At 63.9% G+C, this 22,014-nt stretch carries 10 protein-coding genes; 6 read left to right on the plus strand and 4 right to left on the minus strand.

Annotated elements, in window-relative coordinates; translation table 11 throughout:
- Window positions 1-224 precede the first annotated feature (224 nt).
- Complete coding sequence (locus M3A49_RS28340) at window positions 225-1,049, plus strand: WecB/TagA/CpsF family glycosyltransferase (RefSeq protein ID WP_254356491.1); 825 nt, start codon at window positions 225-227, stop codon at window positions 1,047-1,049.
- A gap of 58 nt (window positions 1,050-1,107) precedes the next feature.
- Here M3A49_RS28340 and M3A49_RS28345 read toward each other — a convergent pair whose 3' ends face one another.
- Window positions 1,108-2,550, minus strand: coding sequence for an undecaprenyl-phosphate glucose phosphotransferase (locus M3A49_RS28345; protein ID WP_266231982.1), 1,443 nt, complete (start codon window positions 2,548-2,550; stop codon window positions 1,108-1,110).
- Between the two features lie 597 nt (window positions 2,551-3,147).
- Entirely contained in the window at window positions 3,148-3,495 is a 348-nt protein-coding gene (locus M3A49_RS28350; protein ID WP_254356493.1) for a DUF4148 domain-containing protein, read from the minus strand.
- A gap of 273 nt (window positions 3,496-3,768) precedes the next feature.
- On the opposite strand from M3A49_RS28350, the gene M3A49_RS28355 reads away from it, so the two are divergent.
- From M3A49_RS28355 to M3A49_RS28365, 3 genes are read left to right on the plus strand one after another with little or no spacing between them, the layout of a single operon-like run.
- The gene (locus M3A49_RS28355) at window positions 3,769-6,978 is read left to right on the plus strand and encodes an efflux RND transporter permease subunit (protein WP_266231983.1); all 3,210 of its coding nucleotides are present in this window, start codon (window positions 3,769-3,771) and stop codon (window positions 6,976-6,978) included.
- 9 nt (window positions 6,979-6,987) lie between these two features.
- A complete protein-coding gene (locus tag M3A49_RS28360) occupies window positions 6,988-8,202 on the plus strand; it encodes an efflux RND transporter periplasmic adaptor subunit (protein ID WP_266231984.1) in 1,215 nt (404 codons plus the stop codon).
- 12 nt (window positions 8,203-8,214) lie between these two features.
- Window positions 8,215-9,699, plus strand: coding sequence for an efflux transporter outer membrane subunit (locus M3A49_RS28365; protein ID WP_266231985.1), 1,485 nt, complete (start codon window positions 8,215-8,217; stop codon window positions 9,697-9,699).
- Here M3A49_RS28365 and M3A49_RS28370 read toward each other — a convergent pair.
- Together M3A49_RS28370 and M3A49_RS28375 are read right to left on the minus strand one after the other, a co-directional pair.
- Window positions 9,674-11,089 carry a heavy metal sensor histidine kinase gene (locus M3A49_RS28370; protein ID WP_266232105.1) on the minus strand — a complete coding sequence of 472 codons (1,416 nt, stop codon included), beginning with the start codon at window positions 11,087-11,089 and terminating at the stop codon, window positions 9,674-9,676. The genes M3A49_RS28365 and M3A49_RS28370 overlap by 26 nt on opposite strands.
- A gap of 8 nt (window positions 11,090-11,097) precedes the next feature.
- The gene (locus M3A49_RS28375; RefSeq protein ID WP_266231986.1) at window positions 11,098-11,775 is read right to left on the minus strand and encodes a heavy metal response regulator transcription factor; all 678 of its coding nucleotides are present in this window, start codon (window positions 11,773-11,775) and stop codon (window positions 11,098-11,100) included.
- Window positions 11,776-12,372: 597 nt separating this feature from the next.
- Here M3A49_RS28375 and M3A49_RS28380 point away from each other — a divergent pair.
- On the plus strand, window positions 12,373-12,540 hold the full coding sequence (locus tag M3A49_RS28380) for a hypothetical protein (RefSeq protein ID WP_254356497.1): 168 nt from the start codon (window positions 12,373-12,375) through the stop codon (window positions 12,538-12,540).
- A gap of 307 nt (window positions 12,541-12,847) precedes the next feature.
- Complete coding sequence (locus tag M3A49_RS28385) at window positions 12,848-22,003, plus strand: hemagglutinin repeat-containing protein (protein ID WP_266232106.1); 9,156 nt, start codon at window positions 12,848-12,850, stop codon at window positions 22,001-22,003.
- Window positions 22,004-22,014: the final 11 nt, after the last annotated feature.

A 22,014-nucleotide genomic window follows, 5' to 3' on the forward strand; every position in this document is an offset into this window, starting at 1 on the left:
ATTTCAGACGCATGCCGATTTTTGTCTCTAAAAAAACACTGTTGTGTTACCCACCGCACCGACACAGCAGTAAGATTCTGTCTGAAGTCCAAAGCGCCTTGGCAAAAGCCAGGAGACCAGAAAAAAACATAACGTTCGACGCATGACGGGGTGGCACGACGCCGGTTCAACGGGCGCCGTGCGTGGCTCACGTCGTGTGCGCACGTCGGGGTCACAAAAACAGGATGAGCACGCCTTACATAACGGCGGCGCCGCAGGCAGCCGCACGGGGTGTCTTCAAGCCGAGCATTCCCTTGTTCGGACTCAATATCGCCGCCGTGTCGTTCGACACCGCGCTCGACGTGCTTTGTGCCGCCGCCGTGCAGCGCGACGGCCGGGCGCGGGTGGCGGTCACGCCGAACGTCGATCACGTGGTGCGTCTCGACACGCAGCCCGACCTTCAACGCCTTTACCGCACCGCCGACTTCCTGTTCGCGGACGGCATGCCCGTTGTCTGGGCGAGCCGCCTGTTCGGCGCGCCGCTGCCGGAACGCGTGACCGGCTCGGACCTGTTGCCCGCGCTGTGCGAGCGCGCCCGCGCGGGCGGCTGGAAAGTCGTGGTGGTGGGCGGTCGTCCGGGCCACGAAGCCACGCTCCTGAATGGCTTCGCGCAGCACTATCCTGGCCTCGACGTCGAGGTGATCGCGCCTTCCATGACGTTCGTTCCGACCGGCCCCGAGGGCGATGCGGTGGCCGAGCGCGTGCGCGCGGCCGCGCCCGATATCGTGTTCGTGTGCCTCGGCATGCCCAAGCAGGAACGCTGGGCCCTGCATCACGCCAGCAAGCTGCCGGGCGGCCTCATGCTGTGCGCGGGGGCGGCCGTCGAGTTCGCCGTCGGCCTGCAGCAGCGCGCCCCCGTGTGGATGCAGCGCTGCGGCCTCGAATGGTGCTGGCGCATCAAACAGGACCCCGCGCGCCTGTGGCGCCGCTACCTCGTGGACGACCGCCGCTTCTTCGCCATCCTCTGGCGTCACTGGCGCATGGCGCGCACGCAGCAGCGCGCGGCGTAAGGTCGCCGATGCGAGCGCGGCCGGCTCAGGTCCGGCCACGTCTCGCGCGGCGCACGCTTCACACCGCATTGCGGCCCGAGACGATCGACGGGATCGTCTTCAGCAGGATCTGCAGATCGAGCCATAGCGACCAGTGCGTGATGTAGTAACGGTCGTACTCCACGCGGCGCTGCATCTTGTCGGGCGTATCGGTCAAGCCGCGCAGCCCGTTGATCTGCGCCCACCCCGTGATGCCCGGCTTCACGCTATGGCGCAGCATGTAGCCGGAAATCAGCTGCCGGTACTCTTCGTTGTGCTCCGCCGCGTGTGGACGCGGACCCACGAGACTCATCGAACCGCCCAGCACGTTGAAGAGCTGCGGCAACTCGTCGAGCGAAGTCCGGCGCAGATAGCGCCCTACGCCCGTGATCCGGTCGTCGCCGTTGCGTGCCTGGCGCACACCCTGCTCTTCTGCATCTTCCTCGCTCTGCGCCGCGACGCGCATCGAGCGGAATTTGTGCACGACGATCGCCCGGCCGTGCTCGCCGTTGCGACGCTGCCTGAACAGCACCGGACCCGGTGAATCGAGCCGGATCACCAGAGCGATCGCGAGCATGACTGGCCACAGCAGCGCGAGCAGCAACGCCGCGCCGGCAATGTCGACCGCGCGCTTGAGCATGCGCGAAAGCCCCAGAATCGGAACGTCGTGCAGAGCGAGCAGCGGCACCCCGGCGAGGTCCGCGCCGGTCGTCGCGACGTCTTCGAGATAATGCAGCTCGGGCACGAGATAGATCGCGGCCGTTGAATCGTAGAGGCGCGACACGATGTCGGCCGTGATGTCCTTCACTGCCGTCGCGTCGGCTCGCACCACCCCGGCCTGCCCCATGGCGAGGAACACGATTTCGTAGTCGTTCGCGTGGATGCGCGCGGCGGCGTCTTCATAGCGGCCGAGATACGGCGGCAGCGTTTCCCCGTCACGCGGCGCAGCGGGCGCATCGTTGTAATAGCCCTTCACGTGAATGCCGAGAATCGGCGAACGCTGCAGGCGCAGGTTCAGCTTGCGCGCCTCGCTACCCATGCCGAAGAACACCGCACGGCGCAGGTTGCCGGGCGCGTTGTTGACGCTGTGGGCCACGCCGCGCAAAACAGCGAGGCCGACGAGTTGCAGCGGCAGCGCAATGACGGCCCACTGCGCGACCAGCGTGCGCAGGGCCGTCGTGCCGCTATCGCCATGCGTCACGAACAGCAGCACCATGAGCGCGATCGGCAGCCGGCACCACCGCCACGCGCCGCGGCCCAGCATCCACCATAGATGACGCGCGCTGGCAATCAGGTGAAAGCGCGCAAACACGACGAACGCGGCCACGGCGAACGCGCCTGTCAACGCACGCGTGTACGGCGTGTCGCCGCTCTGTCCGCGCAGCAATAGCAGCGCGACGAGCGCGCCCGTATTGAGCGCCGCGCTGATGACACCGACCAGCGCCATAAAGAGGCGGTGATGGTGGGTCGACTGGGTGGACATGACGGGTTCGGCCAGTATGTGCGACTGTTTGATACGCCTGATTGGCATGACGGCGGGATTAGACCGCGAGGGGAATGACCGTCTGCGCAAGGCGCAACAGCGGCAAGCGGCGGCAGACGATTCGCCGGAAAGGCGAAACGCGAGTCTCAAACGCTTGCGATTAAACACACAATCCGAACGTACGCGCTTTTTTTAAACATGGAGCGCAATTCGTAGTGCAAGACGGCCGCTCCCCGTCGGCCTGATGACGCGGACTCCTTTTCCGGCAGCGCGAGTGGTCTGGATTCGCGCCGATAGTCCGGAATGGAGAGCGGCCATCCCATATTCGCGCGTATCTTACCAGCGCACTATGAATTTGCGTGCGTCTGAAAGATGACACCGTAAAAACGCGCGAAATTGTGGTGAATTTGCCAATGCAACTGATTTAACGCCGCCGCTATTAATGGGGCAAGTTCGCGACTTTAATAAAAATGAATAACGCTTTTTTGCGCGCGAATGGGGCGAATTGCGTCCGCGCAAACGTTTGATCAAGCGAATCGAAATGCGCGGCGGCGCCCGGCGTTGTCGCCGGGGCGGCTGCGCCGCGCTGTGGCTCGCTCAGTGGCCCGCATAAATCGAGCGCCCGCCGACGCTGGCCATGACCGGTGCGCCCGCGTCCGAGCTGCCCGTCATCGCCACGCCGCCGACCGCCGTGTTGCCCGGCGCGGCCTGCTGGGTCTTTTGCGCCTGCTCCTGAGCCACGATCGCCTCCGCGTGCTGGATGTCATCAGGGTAGTTGACATCCTTGGCCACAGGACGATACCCCGCCTGCTCCACCCGCACGAGATCGGCGATCACTTGAGCACGCGTGACCGGCGCGTTAGCGGGGTTGGCGGTCTGTGCGAAAGCGGCAGCCGGCGCGGCCAGGGCGCAGGCAACGAGCAATGTGGAAACGAGTGCTTTCATGATGTTCACCTCTCAAAGAATGGCCGCCGCATCGGGAAAGGATGCCGCCGCAGCCGCCCTCGGCAATGTCGCGAAGGTTGAGCGCATTCTGGTCGCGCGGCGCTGACGCAAAGCTGACCTGCTGATTACGAGTTCGTTATCTGGGCGCAACGCGCTCACAGCGGCCAACGCGCCTGCGCGGCGAAGATGACAAATCCGTAATGTCGAGGTCAGCACCGGGTAAGCGCGCCCTCCCGATACTTGCGCCACTCCTGCCTCAACCCGGACCCCGTCATGTGGATCGTCAAACTGGCTCTCAGACGGCCCTACACGTTCATCGTGCTGGCCATACTGCTCTTCATCCTCGGGCCGCTCGCCATCATGCGCACGCCCACGGACATTTTTCCGAACATCAATATCCCGGTGGTCAGCATCGTCTGGACCTACAACGGTTTCTCCGCCGAGGACATGGCTCACCGCATCACCTCGAACTACGAGCGCGCGCTGACTTCGGACGTGGATGACATCGAGCACATCGAATCGCAATCGCTCAACGGCGTTTCGGTCGTGAAGGTGTTCTTCCATCCGGGCGCCGACATCAACCGCGCGATTGCGGAGGCGGCGTCGAACTCCGCTTCGATCCTGCGCGTCCTGCCGCCGGGCACGCTGCCGCCGAACATCATCACGTACAACGCCTCCACGGTGCCGGTGCTGCAACTGGGCCTGTCCAGCGCGACCTTGCCCGAGCAGTCGCTTTACGACCTCGGCAACAGCTTCATCCGCACGCAGCTCGCGACCGTCCAGGGCGCGGCCGTGCCGCTGCCCTATGGCGGCAAGATCCGCCAGATCATGGTGCAGCTCGATCCGAAAGCGTTGCAGGCCAAGGGTCTCGCGCCCGCGGACGTCGTCAACGCCGTGAACGCGCAGAACCTCATCCTGCCCGGCGGCACCGCGAAAATCGGTTCGCGCGAATACAACGTGGAGATGAACGGCAGCACGCAAACCGTGGCGGCGCTCAACGACCTGCCCATCAAGACCGTGAACGGCAGCGTGGTATATGTGCGCGACGTCGCGCATGTGATCGACGGCTACGCGCCGCAAACGAACATCGTGCGCGCCGACGGCAAACGCGCGGCACTCCTTACCGTCGAAAAGACCGGCAGCGCCTCGACGCTCACGATCATCCAGCAGGTGAAGGCCATGCTGCCGAAGATCGCGGCGGGCCTGCCGAGCGCGCTCAGGATCACACCGCTCTCCGATCAGTCCGTATTCGTGAAGTCGGCGATCTCGGGCGTGGTGCGCGAAGCGCTCATTGCGGCTTGCCTCACCGCCGCGATGATCCTGCTCTTTCTCGGCAGCTGGCGCGCCACGCTCATCATCGCCGTGACGATTCCGCTCGCCGTGCTCACGTCGCTCATCGCGCTCGCGGCGCTCGGCGAGACCATCAACATCATGACGCTCGGCGGCCTCGCGCTCGCGGTCGGCATCCTCGTCGACGACGCCACCGTCGCCATCGAAAACATCACGCATCACCTGGAGCGCGGCGCGCCGCTGCACGACGCCATCCTCAACGGTTCCGGCGAGATCGCCGTGCCGACGTTCGTTTCGACGCTCTCCATCTGCATCGTGTTCGTGCCGATGTTCCTGCTTTCGGGCGTGGCGCGGTATCTGTTCGTGCCGCTCGCCGAGGCCGTGGTGTTCGCGATGTGCGCGTCGTACTTCTTCTCGCGCACGCTGATTCCCACGCTCGCCATGTATCTGCTGCGCACACGCAAGCCTGACGCTGCACCCAGGCGCGGCATCGCGGGTCTGTTGACGCGCTTTCAGGCGGGCTTCGAACGACGCTTCGAAGCGGTGCGCAACCGCTATCGCGCGCTGCTTCAGGCCGCGATAGCGCAGCGCCGCCGATTCGTCGTGCTGTGGGTCGCGCTGTGCCTCGGCTCGCTCGTGCTCGTGCCGTTCACCGGCCGCGACTTCTTTCCCGCTGTCGATACCGGCGAAATCCGCCTGCATCTGCGCGCGCCCACCGGCACGCGCATCGAGGAGACGGCCCGCCTCACCGACGAAGTCGAAGCGAAAATCCGCAGCGTGATTCCGCCCGCCGAACAGGCCGCGGTGCTCGACAACATCGGCGTGCCGGTGAGCGGCATCAACCTCACGTACGACTCCTCGGACCCCATCGGCCCCGAAGACGCCGACATCCTCATCACGCTCGCGCCGAAGCACAAACCCACCGCGCAATATGTGGCGACACTGCGCAACGTGCTCAACGCGTCGTTTCCCGGCGTGACGTTCGCGTTCCTGCCTGCCGACATCGTGAGCCAGATCCTGAACTTCGGCCTGCCCGCGCCCATCGACGTGCAGATCGTCGGCAACAAGCTCGCGCAGAATCGCGTCGTGGCGAACCGCCTGCTCGACCAGATGCGCGGCGTGCGCGGCCTCGTCGACGCGCGCATCCAGCAGCCCGGCGACGAGCCCACCCTCAACGTCGACGTGGACCGTACGAAGGCCTTGCAAGCGGGCCTCACGCAGCACGACGTGGCGCAAAACCTGCTCATCGCGCTCTCGGGCAGCTCGCAAACCACGCCCAACTTCTGGCTCGATCCGAAGAACGGCGTGAGCTACCCGCTCGTGACCGAGGTGCCGCAATACGATATTCATTCCCTGCAGACGCTCGCCAATATTCCGCTGACGACGTCTCAATCCCTCACGTTCACGCCACAGAACCAGCTCGGGACGCTCGGCACGGTCTCGCGCAGCTCGCAGGAAGCCGTGGTCTCTCACTACAACGTGCAGCCCGTGCTCGACATCTTCGCGTCGACACAAGGACGCGACCTGGGCGGCGTCGCCTCCGACGTGAACCGCCTCGTGAACGCCGCGCGCGCGCAACTGCCGCCGGGCTCATCGATCGTGATACGCGGCCAGGTGCAGTCGATGAACGCCTCGTTCAGCGGCCTCGCAGCGGGCCTCGTGTTCGCCATCGCGCTCGTCTACCTGCTGATGGTCGTGAACTTCCAGTCGTGGCTCGATCCGCTCATCATCGTGAGCGGCCTGCCGGCCTCGCTTGCCGGCATCGCGTGGATGCTGTTCGTCACGCAGACCACGCTCAGCGTGCCGGCCCTCACGGGCACGATCCTCTGCATGGGCATCGCCACGGCCAACAGCATTCTCGTCATCAACACGGCGCGCGAGTCGCTTGCCGCCGGCATGGAACCGCTCGCCGCCGCGCTCGACGCGGGCTTCAACCGCTTTCGCCCGGTGCTCATGACAGCGCTCGCCATGCTGATCGGCATGTTGCCGATGGCGCTGGGTCTCGGCGACGGCGGCGAACAGAACGCGCCGCTCGGACGCGCCGTGATTGGCGGCCTCGCGATCGGCACGCTCTCCACGCTCGTGTTCGTGCCGGTCGTGTTCGGCATGGTGCATGGCTGGCTCGCGCGACGCCGCGCCGCGCGCCATGCCAGCAACGATGCGCAAGCCAGTGCAACCACTCACGTTGAATAAGGAATCCAGATGAAATCGCAGACACCGCACGAAGGACGCGATGCCGCGGCGCCAACCGCAACGCGAGGTCGCACCGCTGTCGTCGTCGGCCTTACCTGCCTCGCCATCGCCGTCACGCTCCTCACGGCGGGCATCGTGCCGCGCCTCGAAGCGCGCACGGCGCAAGCCCGGCAGGTCGCGGCGCAGCGCGAGCTGATCGTCTCCACGCTCACGCCCACTCGCGCACCCGCCACGCAGGACCTGTTGCTGCCCGGCTCTGTCATGTCCTGGGCCGACGCCTCGATCTATGCGCGCACGAGCGGTTACGTGCAGCATTGGTACACGGATATCGGCGCGCACGTGAAGGCGGGCCAGACGCTCGCGCAGATCGACACGCCCGAACTCGACGCGCAACTCCAGCAGGCGCGCGCCGACGAAGCCACCGCACAGGCCAACTATCGCTTCGCCAGCAGCACGGCGCAGCGCTGGCAGACGATGCTGCAGACGCAATCGGTTTCCGAGCAGGACGCCCAGGCGAAAACGAGCGACGCCGCCGCGAAACTCGCCACGCTCCAGGCGGCGCAGGCCAACGTGGCGCGGCTGCAGGAGCTGGTTTCCTACCAGAACGTGACAGCACCTTTCGATGGCGTCATTACGGCGCGCAACGTGCAGGTGGGCGCGCTCGTCACAGCGGGCGGCACGCCCGGCCTCGCCACGATGCCAGGCGAGCTGTTTCATCTCTCGCAGACCGACCGGCTGCGCGTGTACGTGGACGTGCCTCAGGACGACGCGAGCCTCGTCACGCCGGGCACGACCGTCTGGTTGACGACGCAGCAATATCCGGCCCGCCGCTTCGAGGCGAGCGTGGCGCGCAGCGCGAACGTGATCGATCCCGTGAGCCGCACGTTGCGGGTGGAAGTCGATGTGGACAACCACGACGGCGCGCTGATGCCCGGCGCCTACGCGCAGGTGCATCTTGCGCTCACGGCGGCCGCGCCGGCGCTCGAACTGCCTGTGAGCGCGCTGCTGTTCCGCCCGGACGGCGTGAGCGTCGCGGTGGTGGATGTGAAGAGCACGGTGCAATTGCGCAAGGTGACCATCGGCCGCGACTTCGGCACCTACGTGGAAGTCGCAACCGGCCTCGCGCCGACCGATCGCGTCATCAACAATCCCGGCGACGCCATTGCCAGCGGCCAGAGCGTGCACGTGGCGGCGCCCTCGACGGCTACGAAAGCGAAAGCGTAAGCGAGGCTCATCATGTTCGAACGCCCTCTCCCTGCGCTGCGCCGGATCGTCGTCGCCTGCACGGCAGCCTCGCTCGCGGCGTGCACCACGTTGCCGCAGTACAGCGCGCCCCCGCTAGACGTGCCCGCGCACTACGCCACACAGGCAACACAACTCGCGGCGGCGCCCGGCTGGACGGTCGCCACGCCCGCCGACGTCAAACCACGCGGCCCGTGGTGGACCCTCTTCGGCGACAACGACCTCGACCAGCTCGAGGCGCGCGTGGACGTGTCGAATCAGAGCGTGCGCCAGGCCGTCGCCAATCTCGAAGCCGCGCGCGCGATGATCGATTATCAACGCGCGGGCTATGCGCCTACCGTCACGGCGGGCGTGGCGGCGCAGCGTTACCGGACCTCGCAGAATCTCGTGGACCATTCGCTTGCGGGCAAGACGATTCCCGATTATTCGACGGGCCTCACGGCGAGCTGGGAACCCGACTTGTTTGGGCGCGTAAAGGACGCAACCACGGAGGCGCATGCCAACGCGCAGGCTGCGGAAGCCGACCTCGAATCGGTACGCCTTTCGATTACGAGCCAGCTTGCTACGGACTACTTCGATTTGCGTTCGCTCGATCGCCAGAAGAAGCTACTCGACGACACCGTGACCGCCTACACGGCCGCGCTGCGCATCGTGCAGCAGCAACTTGCCGATGGCGCGATCGACGCCTCCGCCGTCGCCCAGGCGCAAACCCAACTGGAAAGCGCGCGCACGGCCGACAGAGACATCGACGTGCAGCGCGCGCAGCTTCAGCACGCCATCGCCACGATGATTGGCGTGCCCGCTTCGACGTTCAGTCTGCCGGCGCGTGTCGATCCCGTCGTCGTGCCGCCGATCCCCGCAGGCGTGCCCTCTGCGCTGCTCCAACGGCGTCCCGATATCGCGGCAGCAGAACGGCGCGTGGCGGCGGCGAACGCGAGAATCGGCGAAGCGCATGCGGCCTTTTACCCCGACCTCACGCTTTCCGCTACGGCGGGCCTTGAAAGCACGTTCTTCGCGCCGTGGCTCAGCGCGCCCAGCCTCTTTTGGTCACTCGGCTCGCAGCTGGCGGGCACGCTCTTCGACGGCGGCCGGCGCGACGCCACCCTAAAAGGCGCGAACGCGCAATACGACGCGGCCGTGGCCGGCTACCGGCAAACCGTGCTGACGGCATTTCAGCAAGTCGAGGACAATCTGAGCGCGCTCGATACGTTGGCCAGCGAAGCCCAAAGCCAGCAGCGCGCCACAGCCGCCGCGCAACTCTCGCTCAAGCTCACCACCAACCGCTACCAGGCGGGCGCGGTGAACTATCTCGATGTCGTGACGGCACAGACCATCGCGCTCTCGAACGAACGCAACGAGGAGCAGGTCGCGGGCAGAAGGCTCGATGCGAGCGTGCATCTGCTAGAGGCGCTCGGTGGCGGTTGGGACCGCGCGGCGCTGGGCAACTTGAGCGCTAAGGGCGGGCGAACGTCAGGATGAAACGCGTGAGCACCGCGTCGCTTTCGGCGCGTGCCGAGCCGCCGTGCAGCGCCATGATCGTGCGCACGATCGCGAGCCCCAGCCCCGCCGAAGCGCCCGCGCGCGGCTCGCGATGGCGCGACGCATCCGCGCGATAGAAGCGGTCGAAAATGCGCTCCAGCAGCGCGGCTTCGAGGGGCGTGCCCGGATTGGCCACCGTGACCTCGACGGCCTCTGGCGTCTGCTCGACGCTCAGTGTGATCTCCGCGCCGCGCGGCGTATAGCGCAGCGCATTGGCGAGCAGGTTGCCCACGGCGCGCCGGAACAGCTCCTTGTCCGCACGCAGGCGGCCCTCGCCCTGCACGCGGATCTGCACGCCCGCCTCGTCGGCCAGACCTTCGAAGTAGTCGGCGATCTGCGTGAGCGCATCGTGCACGTCGAACTCCGCGAGCGTCGTCATGAACTGCGGGTGCTCCGCGCGCGCGAGAAAGATCACGCTTTCGATCATGCGCGAAAGCCGTTCGCATTCCTCGAGATTCGATTCGAGCAGCGCTTCGTATTCGGCCGTGGTGCGCTCACGCGCGAGCGCCACTTCGTTCGCGCCGCGCAGGTTGCCGAGCGGCGTGCGCATGTCATGCGCGAGGTCCGCCGTGTATTGCGACATCCGCTCGAAGCCGCCGTGCAAACGGTCGAGCATGGCGTTGAGCGACTTCGTGAGCGTGTCAAGCTCGCTCGGCGCGCGTTCGACTTCGATGGGCGTATCGAGCCGGTCCACCGTGACCGTAGCAGCACGCGCCGCCATCTCGCGCAGCGGCCGCAGCGACTCGCGCACGAGCATCCAGCTCATGAGGAACGCGAGCAGCATGCCCGCCAGGCCGAAGCCGTAGAGCCGCTCGCGATAGTGGTCGAGCAGACGCCAGCGGTCGGTCATGTCGCGCGCGATGACGATGGTGACGGGCGTGCCGTCCGCCAGTGCGGCATCCGTGGCGAGTCCGCGCACGGGTACGCCGCGCGCGTTGCGCCACTCCACGACGTCGCCTTCGGTAATGCGTTGCGTCGGAGGGAGGCGCCGTGCGAGCGCCGCTTCTGGAAACGCCGCGTCCGCAATGGCCGCCGTGTTGTGCTCGACCAGTTGCGCGCCGCCGGTGCCGAGTATTTCCATGGAAAGCGCGGGATTGCCGAGCACCTGGCTCGTGAGCCGCTCCGCATGTTCACGCACGTCGTGCTCGTTGTGCAGCTCCTGGGCGAGGCGGCGCGTATGCCGCGAGATCAGCACGATATCGAGATCGTCCTGCTGCTTCACTTCGCGGTCCAGCGTGAAATAGAGCGTGCTGCCCACGAGCGCGAATACCGCGAGCGTAGTGCCCGCGAAACTCAGCGCGAGGCCTGTGGCGAGCGAGCGCACAGCCATGCGCGGCATCAGGCGTTCCCTTTGATTTCAGCGACGTAGCCCACGCCGCGCACCGTGTGGATCAGCTTGACGTCGAACGCGTCGTCCACCTTCGCGCGCAGGCGGCGGATGGCGACTTCCACGACGTTGGTGTCGCTGTCGAAGTTCATGTCCCACACGTATGAGGCGATTTGCGTGCGCGTGAGCACTTCGCCCTGGCGGCGCACGAGCAGTTGCAGGAGCGAGAACTCCTTCGGCGTGAGGTCGATGCGCGTGCTCCCGCGTTTCACGCGCCGGCGCGTGACGTCCACTTCGAGGTCGCCCAGCAGCAGCACGTCGCTCTCGCGCGGCGGGCCGCGGCGGGCCAGCGTGCGCACGCGCGCGAGCAGTTCGACGAACGCGAACGGCTTGACGAGGTAGTCGTCCGCGCCGAGCTCCAGGCCCTTCACGCGGTCGCTGATATCGTCGCGCGCGGTGAGGAACAGCACCGGCGTGGTGTGCGTGGCGCGCAGCGTTTTGAGCACCGTCCAGCCGTCCATTTCGGGCAGCATGACGTCGAGCACGATCACGTCGTAGGCGGCCTCTTTCGCGAGAATCAGGCCTTCCGCGCCGTCCGCGGCAACGTCCACGGCATAGCCGGATTCCTCGAATCCCTTCTTCAGATACGCGCCGGTCTTCGGCTCGTCTTCGATCACAAGAATGCGCATCGCCGTTCAGTTCTGAGTGCGTCCGGCTCAATTGTATGCGTTGTGCCGCTTGCTGCGCGTCCGGGCGGCGCGCCTGGCATGGCCGCCCAGCTCCTGCGGGATGCATTTCGAACGGTCGTATCGAATCTGCCTTGAGGGACTTGCGAAGAAGTTATCGGGTATTGTGCATGCAAACACCCGCTCAAACGCCTCGAAGCCTTTGCGTTCCTGGCTGCAAGCCTTATGCGGTGCGGGTTTCAGCCGTGGTGCCCCGGCCCACGCCCCGGCGCTCCGCTCCATTTATCGCTCTCCTTCGCCGCGGCGATGAGTTTTGGCCTCGAACGGCCCCATTCATGATCGAAAACACCGGCCGATAAGCAGCGGTCAGCGGGACAACCCAATCGAAAAACGACGGAGATCACGCATACCGAATCATCGACCCGACCGAACCATCAGGGAGAAGCCGCTCTCCGGCCCGGCAAACAGTTCGTTTCCCGACCGACACACGCGGCGTGACACCCACTGCAACGACGCGTTCATCGAAGCCAGCGGCCTTTCCCGCGAAGCCCTGATCGGGCAGCCTCATAACGTCGTGCGCGTGCGCCGGCCGGGGAGCATATGCAGTTTGCGCAGGCCATGCGGCCGTCACTTGACCACCTCATTGCGAATCTGGGTGAAGAAATCGCCCAGGCGCACCTTTCCGGTGTCCGGCTGCCGCCAGTGGCCGGCGAACTCAGCGCCGTAATGGACACCTACCGCGCGTCGATGTCCAGCCGTTTGCACTGAAGCCGTTACCCACATCTTGAGCCGCCGTCCGAAAAATCTGCTCAGCACAACTGACAGAACGGGGCATGCACATCGCCAGCGAAGCGTAAGTAATGCTAATCAGGTATCTCAAAATTTGATTGACCTCAATTGTTGTCGATCGTCATTTCGCTTAACGATTCTTGACGGATTTTATCTGCCGCCCAGGCGATGATTTAGCCTTCCGCGCGCGCCTTAATTTGTAGCGATGCCGGACCGGTATCGCGTGAAACTGCCGGATCTCGCTCCTGCAATGCCTGGCATCATCTGGCCTCAAGGGTTAATAAAAATGAATGACCGTTGTTATCGGCTTGTCTTCAGCAAGGTGCGGGGCATGCTGGTCGCAGTTTCAGAAACAGCGACGGGAAACAGCAGCACCTGTCATGGAGAAACCGGCCCGGCGTGCGCGCTTCAGTCCTTTACGCTCTTTTCAATGCGTCATGCAGCGTTTGCTGCGCTCGTTCTCTTTGGTCTCGCGCCAGAGCTCTCGGAAGCGCAGATTGTGCCGTCCGGCGCGCACGCGCCAGACGTAATCACTACGGCAAACGGGCTCCCGCAAGTGAACGTTACCAAGCCCTCCGCGGCTGGTGTGTCACTTAACACATATTCCCAATTCGACGTCCAGAAAAACGGAACAATTCTCAATAATTCGCCTGTTATTACAGGAACGCAACTCGCCGGGAAAATATCGGGGAATCCGAATTTTCGCCCGAATGACGCAGCGAAGATTATCGTCAACCAGGTTAACAGCAATAATCCATCCCAGTTGAGAGGTTACGTCGAGGTCGCCGGGAGAAAAGCCGATGTCGTGATTTCGAACGGTTCCGGGATCGTGGTCGATGGCGGCGGCTTTATCAATAGCGCACGTGGAATTTTAACGACTGGTAATCCGCTTATCGATGGCAGCGGAAATCTGACGGGCTTCAGTGTAACGGGCGGCCTGATTACTGTCCAGGGCGCGGGCCTGAACGCCTCGAATATCGATGAGGTCGATTTGTTGTCCCGAGCCCTCGAAGTGAATGCGGCCATATACGGCGACAATACACTTCATGTCGTGACGGGCGCCAACAACATCGATTACACGAGCCTCGTTCCCACGCCTGTCGCGGGTAGCGGACCCGCACCCGGCGTCGCCATCGACGTATCGCAACTGGGTGGTATGTACAGTGGCCGCATCATTCTGGTTGGCACGGAGAACGGTGTGGGTGTCGCGAATGCGGGCACCATCGCGGCGCAGGCGGGCGACCTCATCCTCACGAGCGCAGGTCAGCTTGTGCAGTCCGGCAAGGTCAATGCGAGCGGCAATGTCGGAATCAGTGCGACGGGCGTCGCGAATACGGGCACCATCTACGCGCAGGGCAATACCGCCATTAGCACGGCGGGAACCGTTTCGAACAGCGGGACCCTTGCTGCACAACAAAGCACGTCGATTACCGCTGGCAATATCGCATCGACTGGCACACTCGGTGCGGGTGTGAATGGCGACGGCGCGGTGGGCAACAGCGGTGACCTGCTGCTTTCCGCGTCGGGACAGCTTGACGCCACCGGGCTGAACCTGGCGGGCGGCAATGCGACGCTTACGGGCGGCGGCGTGAATCTTGCGGGCAGCGAGACAGCCGCGAACGGCAACCTGTCGCTGGCGGCCTATGCCGGGGACGTGAACCTTGCTGGCGCGACCACTAGCGCTGGCGGCGCCGTGAACGCACAGGCGACCGGCGCACTGGTCAACGACTCGGGCTCCCTGAGTGCTGGCGGCGGCATCATGCTTGATACGGGCAGCATCTCGAACCACCAGGGTGAGATGTCTTCTCAGGGTGCGTTCGTCGCGCAGACCTCGGGACAGATGGCGAACCAGGGCGGCCAGTTTGTCTCGCAGGGCGCAATGCAGGTTAGCAGCGGCGGTGCCATTGCGAATAACGCGGGGGTCATGCAGGGTGCTGCGGGCGTATCGGTCGCGGGCGCGTCACTGGACAATACGGCGGGCCGCATCACCTCCCTCTCCAGCGACGGGCTGTCGGTCACCACAACCGGGCAGCTTCTGAACGCAGCGGGGACCACGGCTGGCGGCGCGCAGGGTGGCGTAATCGGCGGCAACGGTGCCGTGACGTTGCAGGGCGGGAGCATTGTCAACCACGGCGCGGTCAGCGCACAAACAAACCTCCAGGTTGATGCGCAGTCCCTGAATAACGATGCGGGCACGCTTCAGGCGCAGAATAATGCAACGATCAACGCCGGAGCGCAGCTCACCGACAACGGCGGTGCCATTGTTGCGGGCCAGGCCGCGCGCCTGAGCGCGAGGACGCTGGATAACAGTGGGGGCGTCACCCAGGCCGCGCAACTCTCCCTCAACGCAACGAACCTTGTCAATCACGCAGGCACGATCACGCAGAGCGGTTCGGGGCCGATGAGCGTGAATGTCGGCAATACGCTCGACAATTCGGCAGGCGGCACGCTTCAGACCAACAGTACCGACCTCACGCTCGCCTCCGCTGCAATTGAAAACGATGGCGGCACAATCACGCATGCAGGGACAGGCACCCTGACGCTCGACGCGGGTAATGGCGCGGGCACGCTGTCGAACGTCAATGGCAAGATTCAGGGCAACGGCGAAGTGGTTGCCCAGGCAGGCGCGTTCAACAACACCCAGGGCCAGGTTGTCGGCCAGAACGGTCTCACTGCCACGGTGGGCGGCGCGCTCAACAACACAAACGGCAAACTGCTGTCGAATGCGGACCTGAGCCTCACAAGCGGCACACTGAACAACAATGGCGGCCAGGCTGGCGCGGGTGCGAACGAAACGATCCATGCTGGCTCAGTCACAAACAGCGGCGGCGTTTTTGTGGCACCGAACCTGTCGATCACGACCGGTGGCACGTTCGATAACAGTGGCGGCGAAACGCAGGCCAATCAGCTTGCGTTGTCAGCGACGGATCTGCTTAACCACGGCGGAACGATTACGCAGTTTGGCGCATCACCGATGGCACTCGATGTCAGCGATACGCTGGACAATTCCGCGAATGGTGTCATCCAGACCAACAGTACGGACCTCACGCTCGCCCCTGCCACTCTCATCAACGACAATGGCGGCACGATCACGCACGCGGGTACTGGCACGCTCACGATTGATCCGGGCAATGGCTCGGGCTCCTTCTCGAATGCGGGCGGCCAGGTCCTCACGGCGGGGCAGCTTCAGGTCAAGGCTGGCAGCGTCAACAATCAGGCCGGAGCGCTCGCGGCACAGGGGGGCATCTCGGCAACCGTTGCGGGGAACGTGAACAACAACCAGGGCGTTGTGCGATCGCTGTCCTCGATTGACCTCGCGAGCGGCGGTGCGCTGACGAACGTGAACGGGCAAATCCAGTCCGGCACGGGTTCGTCCGGTGACACCAGCACACTCGGTGTTCAGGCCACGTCGATTGATTCCACAAATGGTCTTATCGGCAACCTCGGTACGGGCGATACCACCGTGCAGGGCGGCAGCCAGATCGTCAACAGTAACGGGCTCATTGCGGGTAACGGGGCCGTGAAGCTCAACGCGTCGTCCATCTCGAACACGCAGAACGGCCAGGTGGCCGGCGCGGCCGTCTCGATCCAGACGGGCACGCTCGATGACACTGCGGGCAAGATTGGCACCTTTACCGGTTCGGGTGGCGATGTCGATATTACGGCCACAGGGGCTGTGTCGAATACCAACGGCCAGATCGGTGCCGATCATGACCTGCTGATCAGTGCCGCAACGCTCACGGGTGGAGGCGCATACAGCGCAGCGAATGACGTGACGGCAAACCTGCAGGGTGACTTCGCGCCGACGTCGGCCATGCAGTTCACGGCCGGTCACGACCTCACCTTCACACTGCCGGGCACATTCAGCAATTCCGCCACCCTCCAGGCGGTCGATAACCTGAATGTCAACGCGAACGACATCAACAACAGCGGCGCCATGATGGCGGGCGGTACCCTTTCAACGCACTCGAACACGCTCGAAAACTCGGGCGCGATTGTGGGCAGCAGCGTATCGCTGAACGCGACCACCCGTATTTCGAACGTGGGTCCGACCGCGCTCATTGGCGCCACCGACAGTAACGGCCTGCTTGAGCTGCTCGCGCCCGACATCGAGAACCGCGACGACACCACGGCCACCGACACGCAGGCGACCACCGCGATTTTCGGTCTTGGCCGGGTCGTGCTCGCGGGCGGCAAGGACGCGAACGGCAATTACACCAACGCGAACCTGATCGACAACGTATCGGCGCTCATCCAGTCCTCGGCTGACATGGCGATGTACTCGAATCAGGTCACGAACACGCGCCGCGTGATGACGACCGACGGGGCCTACATCGAAGCAGTCGATCCGTCGATCATCGAGCAGCTTGGTATCAGCCTGTCGGGGTGTACGGCAGCGTACATGGCCGCATGCGGTCCTGGCAATCCGCAGGTCATGGGCGTCCAGTTCGATCCGAATGCTTCCAACTACGATCCCGCCGTCATCGCCGCATTGCAGGCCGGGCCAGGCGGCATGCCGATCGATCCGCCGCACGGCGGCCAGTGGAACAGTACGTACCAGTACACGACCTATACGGGCGTGGCGCTCGGTAACCTGATTACCGCCATCAGCCCGAAGGCGCAGATCATGTCGGGTGGCAACCTGGACCTGTCGAATGTGGGCCTGTTCCAGAACTACTGGAGCGCGGTGGCTGCCGTGGGCAACATTGCGATGCCGGCCTCCCTCGACGCGAATAGCTGGGCCGGACAGCTTGCACCGGGCGTGCAGATGACCTACTCGGGCCAGTACCACTACGACAACTACGACAACTCGGAACATAACTGGCAGTTGCCGTTCGGCAATGCGACATTCGTCACCTCCAATCCGGGCGGCTACCAGGTGGCCCCGGCGGATGTCAAGCTCTACGGTCTGCCCGACTACGAATCCACCTGGGGTGCGGGCGGCACGATTTCCGGTAACGGCGTAAGCATCAACAATACCGCCGGTAACGCTGGAATTCCGTCGCTCGGCCTGGTCAACGGTCAGTCGATCTCGGGCGTCAATGTCGGTTCGGTGAGCGGCAGTGCGAACGGCACAAAGAGCGGCGCGGCATCTGTCCAGGGCAACGCGACCCAGGTCGATCCGGTCATCGCACACGCGACGGCGGTGAGCGTCCTGAGCAACCTGTCGGTTCCCCAGGGCGGCCTGTTCAGTCGCGATACGGCACCGAACGCGCCGTATCTGATCGAGTCGAACCCTGCCTTTACGAGCGCGAAATCATTCATTTCAAGCGACTACTATCTCCAGCAGCTTGGCCTGAATCCGCAGACGGTGGAGAAGCGCCTGGGCGATGGTCTCTACGAGCAGCAGCTCGTGCAGAACCAGATCACGTCGCTGACCGGCAAGGCCGTGCTTGGCCCCTACACCGATACGCAGTCGATGTATGAGTCGCTGATGGCAGCGGGCGCATCGCTTTCCGAATCCCTGAACCTTCCGCTGGGCATGGCACTGTCTCCCGCGCAAGTTGCGGCCCTGACGACCAACGTCGTCATCATGCAGACCGAGATGGTTGACGGACAATCGGTGCTCGTGCCGGTCGTCTATCTCGCGCAGGCCAGCCAGCAGAACATGAACGGGCCGCTCATCACAGCGACCGACATCGACCTCCAGAACGCGCAGACCTTCACGAATAGTGGCACGATGCAGGCCAGCAATTCGTTGACGATCAACGGCAAGTCGATCGTCAACGCGTTCGGCACGCTGCAAAGCGGTGGCCTCATGTCGCTGACGACAACGGGCGACGTGAATTTCACCTCCGCGACGGTGAACGCCGGAAGCCTGGCGCTGAGCGCAGGCGGCAATCTGCTGCTGAACACGGCAACGAACACGGTGAAACAGGTCAGCGCAACGGGTGCCACGCGAACCACGACCACGCTCGGCCCCATTGCAAACCTCAATGTCAAGGGCGATGCCGCAATCGTGACGGGCGGCAACTTCGAGCAGAACGGGGCCAACCTGAACGTGGGCGGGAACCTCGGCATGGCCGTTGGCGGCAACTACGACATCGGCACGGTGCAGACCGGCGAGCAGAAGGTGGTTCATGGCGCGAACGGCGTGTCGGACACGAACATTAATAGCGCGACCGGCAGTTCCGTGAACGTGGGTGGCGTGTCGCAGATTGGCGTCGGCGGCAACCTGACTGCGACCGGTGCGAACATCAACCTGGGCGGTGGCGGTATCGTCGCGGCGAAGGGCGATGTGACGCTCCAGGCAGCCACCACAACCTCCACCGTCGATAGCAGCAGTGCGGGTAGCGATCATCACGGCAGCTATTCAGCGTCGCAGCATACTTCCGACGATACATTGACTGCGACGACGCTTAAGGCCGGGAACTCGCTTGTCGTGGCCTCCGGCAACGACATCAACGTCACCGGTAGCACGATCAGCCTCGCCCAGGGGACCGCGACACTTGCGGCAACGAACAATGTCAACATCGGCGCAGCCACCGAAACGCATGTCGACAATTCACAGGAGCAGCACAGTCTCAGCAATGTGGTGAGCGGCAAGGAGGTTTCGAGTTCGAGCGATACGACGACGACGATCTCACAGGGCAGCCTGATATCTGCGGATAGCGTGGCAATCTCCAGCGGCAAGGATATCAACGTCGCAGGCAGCGCTATCGTCGGCACGAATAACGTGGCATTGAGCGCTGCGCACGACGTGAATATCACCACGTCGCAGGACACCATGAAGTCGTCGAGCAGCTACCAGAAGAAGGATTCGGGCCTGGGGACAAGCGGCCTGAGCGTCACGATTGGCAGCAGGCAAACCGCAACCACCGACCAGCAATCGTCCGTGACGAATAACGCCAGCGTAATCGGCTCATCGACCGGCAACGTTTCGATTACGGCAGGACACAATGTTGGCATTCCCGGTAGCGAGGTCGTAGCGGGCGGTGATGTGGCGCTGACCGCCCAGAATGTCGCCGTCAACGCTGCCTACGACACCTATAAGGACAACCAGACGCAGCAGACCAGCCAGTCGGGCCTGAGTGTGGGCCTGGGCGGCGGCCTCGTGAGCCTCGAGCAGCAGATGGCATCCACCGTGCGCCAGGGTGTCCAGTCAGGTGATTCGCGCCTCACAGCGGTACAGGGTGTGGCGGCGGCCGAAATGGCTTACCAGAATCGCGGTGCTATCGGCAATGCGGCAAGCGGCCTGGCGAACGGCGACGCCAGTGCGGCGACCCAAGGCGTCCAGTTGCAGATCAGCGTCGGGTCGAGCCACAGCAGCAGCAATTCCAGCACGTCGATTACCACCGCGAAGGGATCCTCGATTATCGGTAACGGCAACGTGACCGTGACGGCGACCGGCGCACCGGACGCAAACGGCAACGCGCAGGCGGGCACGGGTGACATCACCATGACCGGGGCAACCGTGACGGGGAAAAACGTTACGCTGGCTGCGAACAATGCGATTACGCTGCAAAGCGCACAGAGCACCGAACAGGACACCAGTTCGAACAGTTCGAGCGGCTGGAATGCGGGTGTCGGAATCGGCGTAGGCAAGAGCACCGGAATCAGCGTCTTTGCCAGCGCGCAGAACTCGCACGGCCAGGGCAATGGATGCAGCGTGACGCAGGACAACACGACCATCGCAGCGGGCAATACGCTGACGATGAAATCCGGTGGTGACACGACGCTTGCGGGCGCGCAGGTGTCAGGTAACACAGCCAACGTGGATGTCGGTGGCGACCTGATGATGACGAGCCTTCAGGATTCGTCTACTTACGGGGCCAACCAGCATAGCAGCGGTATCAGCGGCACGTTGACCTATGGCTATGGCAGCAGCGTAGATGCCTCGGTCAGCCATACCGGCATCGATAGCAACTACGCATCCGTGAACCAGCAGACGGGCATCGTGGCGGGCACGGGCGGCTTCGATGTGAACGTGGCGGGTCATACGCAGCTTAACGGCGCCGAGATTGCGAGCGCGGCTCCGGCAGCAAACAACAGCCTGACGACGGGAAGCCTTGGCTTTACCGACGTTCAGAATACGATGTCGTATTCCGGCTCGACGCAAGGGTTCTCGCTCTCGGGTGGGCCGAGCTTTGCGCAGACTAGCGACAGCGCAAGTGGTACGACGCATGCAGCGGTGAGCCCGGGCACGATTACGGTGAAGTCCGACCAGCAGAGCGGTTCGGACAGCACGGCGGGTTTGTCGCGTGACACGGCCAATGCAAACCAGACCGTACAGAACACGTTTAACCTGCAACAGGTTCAGAACAACCTCGCGTTTGCTCAGGCGTTTGGCAAGACTGCAACCTACGCAGCGGGGCAGATTGCGGACCAGCTTGAAAATAGCAACCCGGCATTCGCCGAGGGCGGCGTCGCACGCGATGCAATGCATGCAGCGGTCGCAGCAATTGGTGCGGCGCTGTCGGGCGGCAATATCGCGGGCGCGGTGGGCGGTTCGCTCGGTGGTGATGCGTTGCAGTCGCTGGCGCAGCCGATTATCGACCAGGCCGTTTCGCAGGTGCCGCCCGAAAATCAGGCAGCGTTGCGCAATGCGCTCAATGAGGTTGTCGCCGCGGCGGGCGGTGCAGCTGGCGGCGCACTGGCTGGCGGTGGTTCGTCGGGCGCGCTGGCTGGTGCGGGTTCAGCCTCGAACAACGAGGTTTACAACCGGCAGCTTGATCAGAGCGAAAAGCAGGTCATCAAGAACCTGGCTAATGGTGACCCAACCGAACAGCATCGACTTGAAGCTGCTGCTTGCGCACTCGTTCAGTGCGCAGCCCAGTATGCGCCCGGAACAGCAGACTATGCGAAATATTCTGCTTTGCAGGCTGAGGGCGCGGGTTATACGAGCGAACAAGCGCATCTGCAAAACTACAGCGGTACGTTCGCTTCTGCTGGGACCTATGGTGGTATGGTGCATCAAACCTCGGGGGCCTCGCTCTTCCACTATAGCGCCTCCGACGCGCAAGCCGATCAACGTGCCTCACAAGCTGCTACCGCAGCCTTGCAACCTGGGTTGCCGACTGTGACCTATACCGTTGGCGTTGGCGGTACGATCGTAATCGGTTACGGTGGGTCCGCAGGCGTTGGCGTTTACGCTACTCCAGGCTCAGGAAAGACGCCATTCGACGCCGGTTTGTATGCTACATACGGGACTGGATACGGATTCGACCCGTCCTTAGGTGGCTCGGTTGGCTTTAATAAGGGCAGCGCTGCTGATCTTCGCGGAGTCGCCTCCAATGTGAACGCCGCCGTGACGTTTGCCGACGCTGGCGTTGGTGGTTCCGTAACTTATAGTAACGGTCAGGCTACTGGCGCTTCGTACGGAATAGGAATCAAGGGGGTTCCCTCAGTCGCAGGCGGGACAACGTCCGTCACTAATATGACAACATGCACATTTGGAATTAGTAACGCTAGGAGTGGCTTTACCCAAGCACTCTGCAAATGAAGGTGATCCCA

Origin of the sequence: Paraburkholderia sp. CNPSo 3076 (assembly GCF_026343935.1) — a bacterium.
GTDB lineage: Bacteria > Pseudomonadota > Gammaproteobacteria > Burkholderiales > Burkholderiaceae > Paraburkholderia > Paraburkholderia nodosa.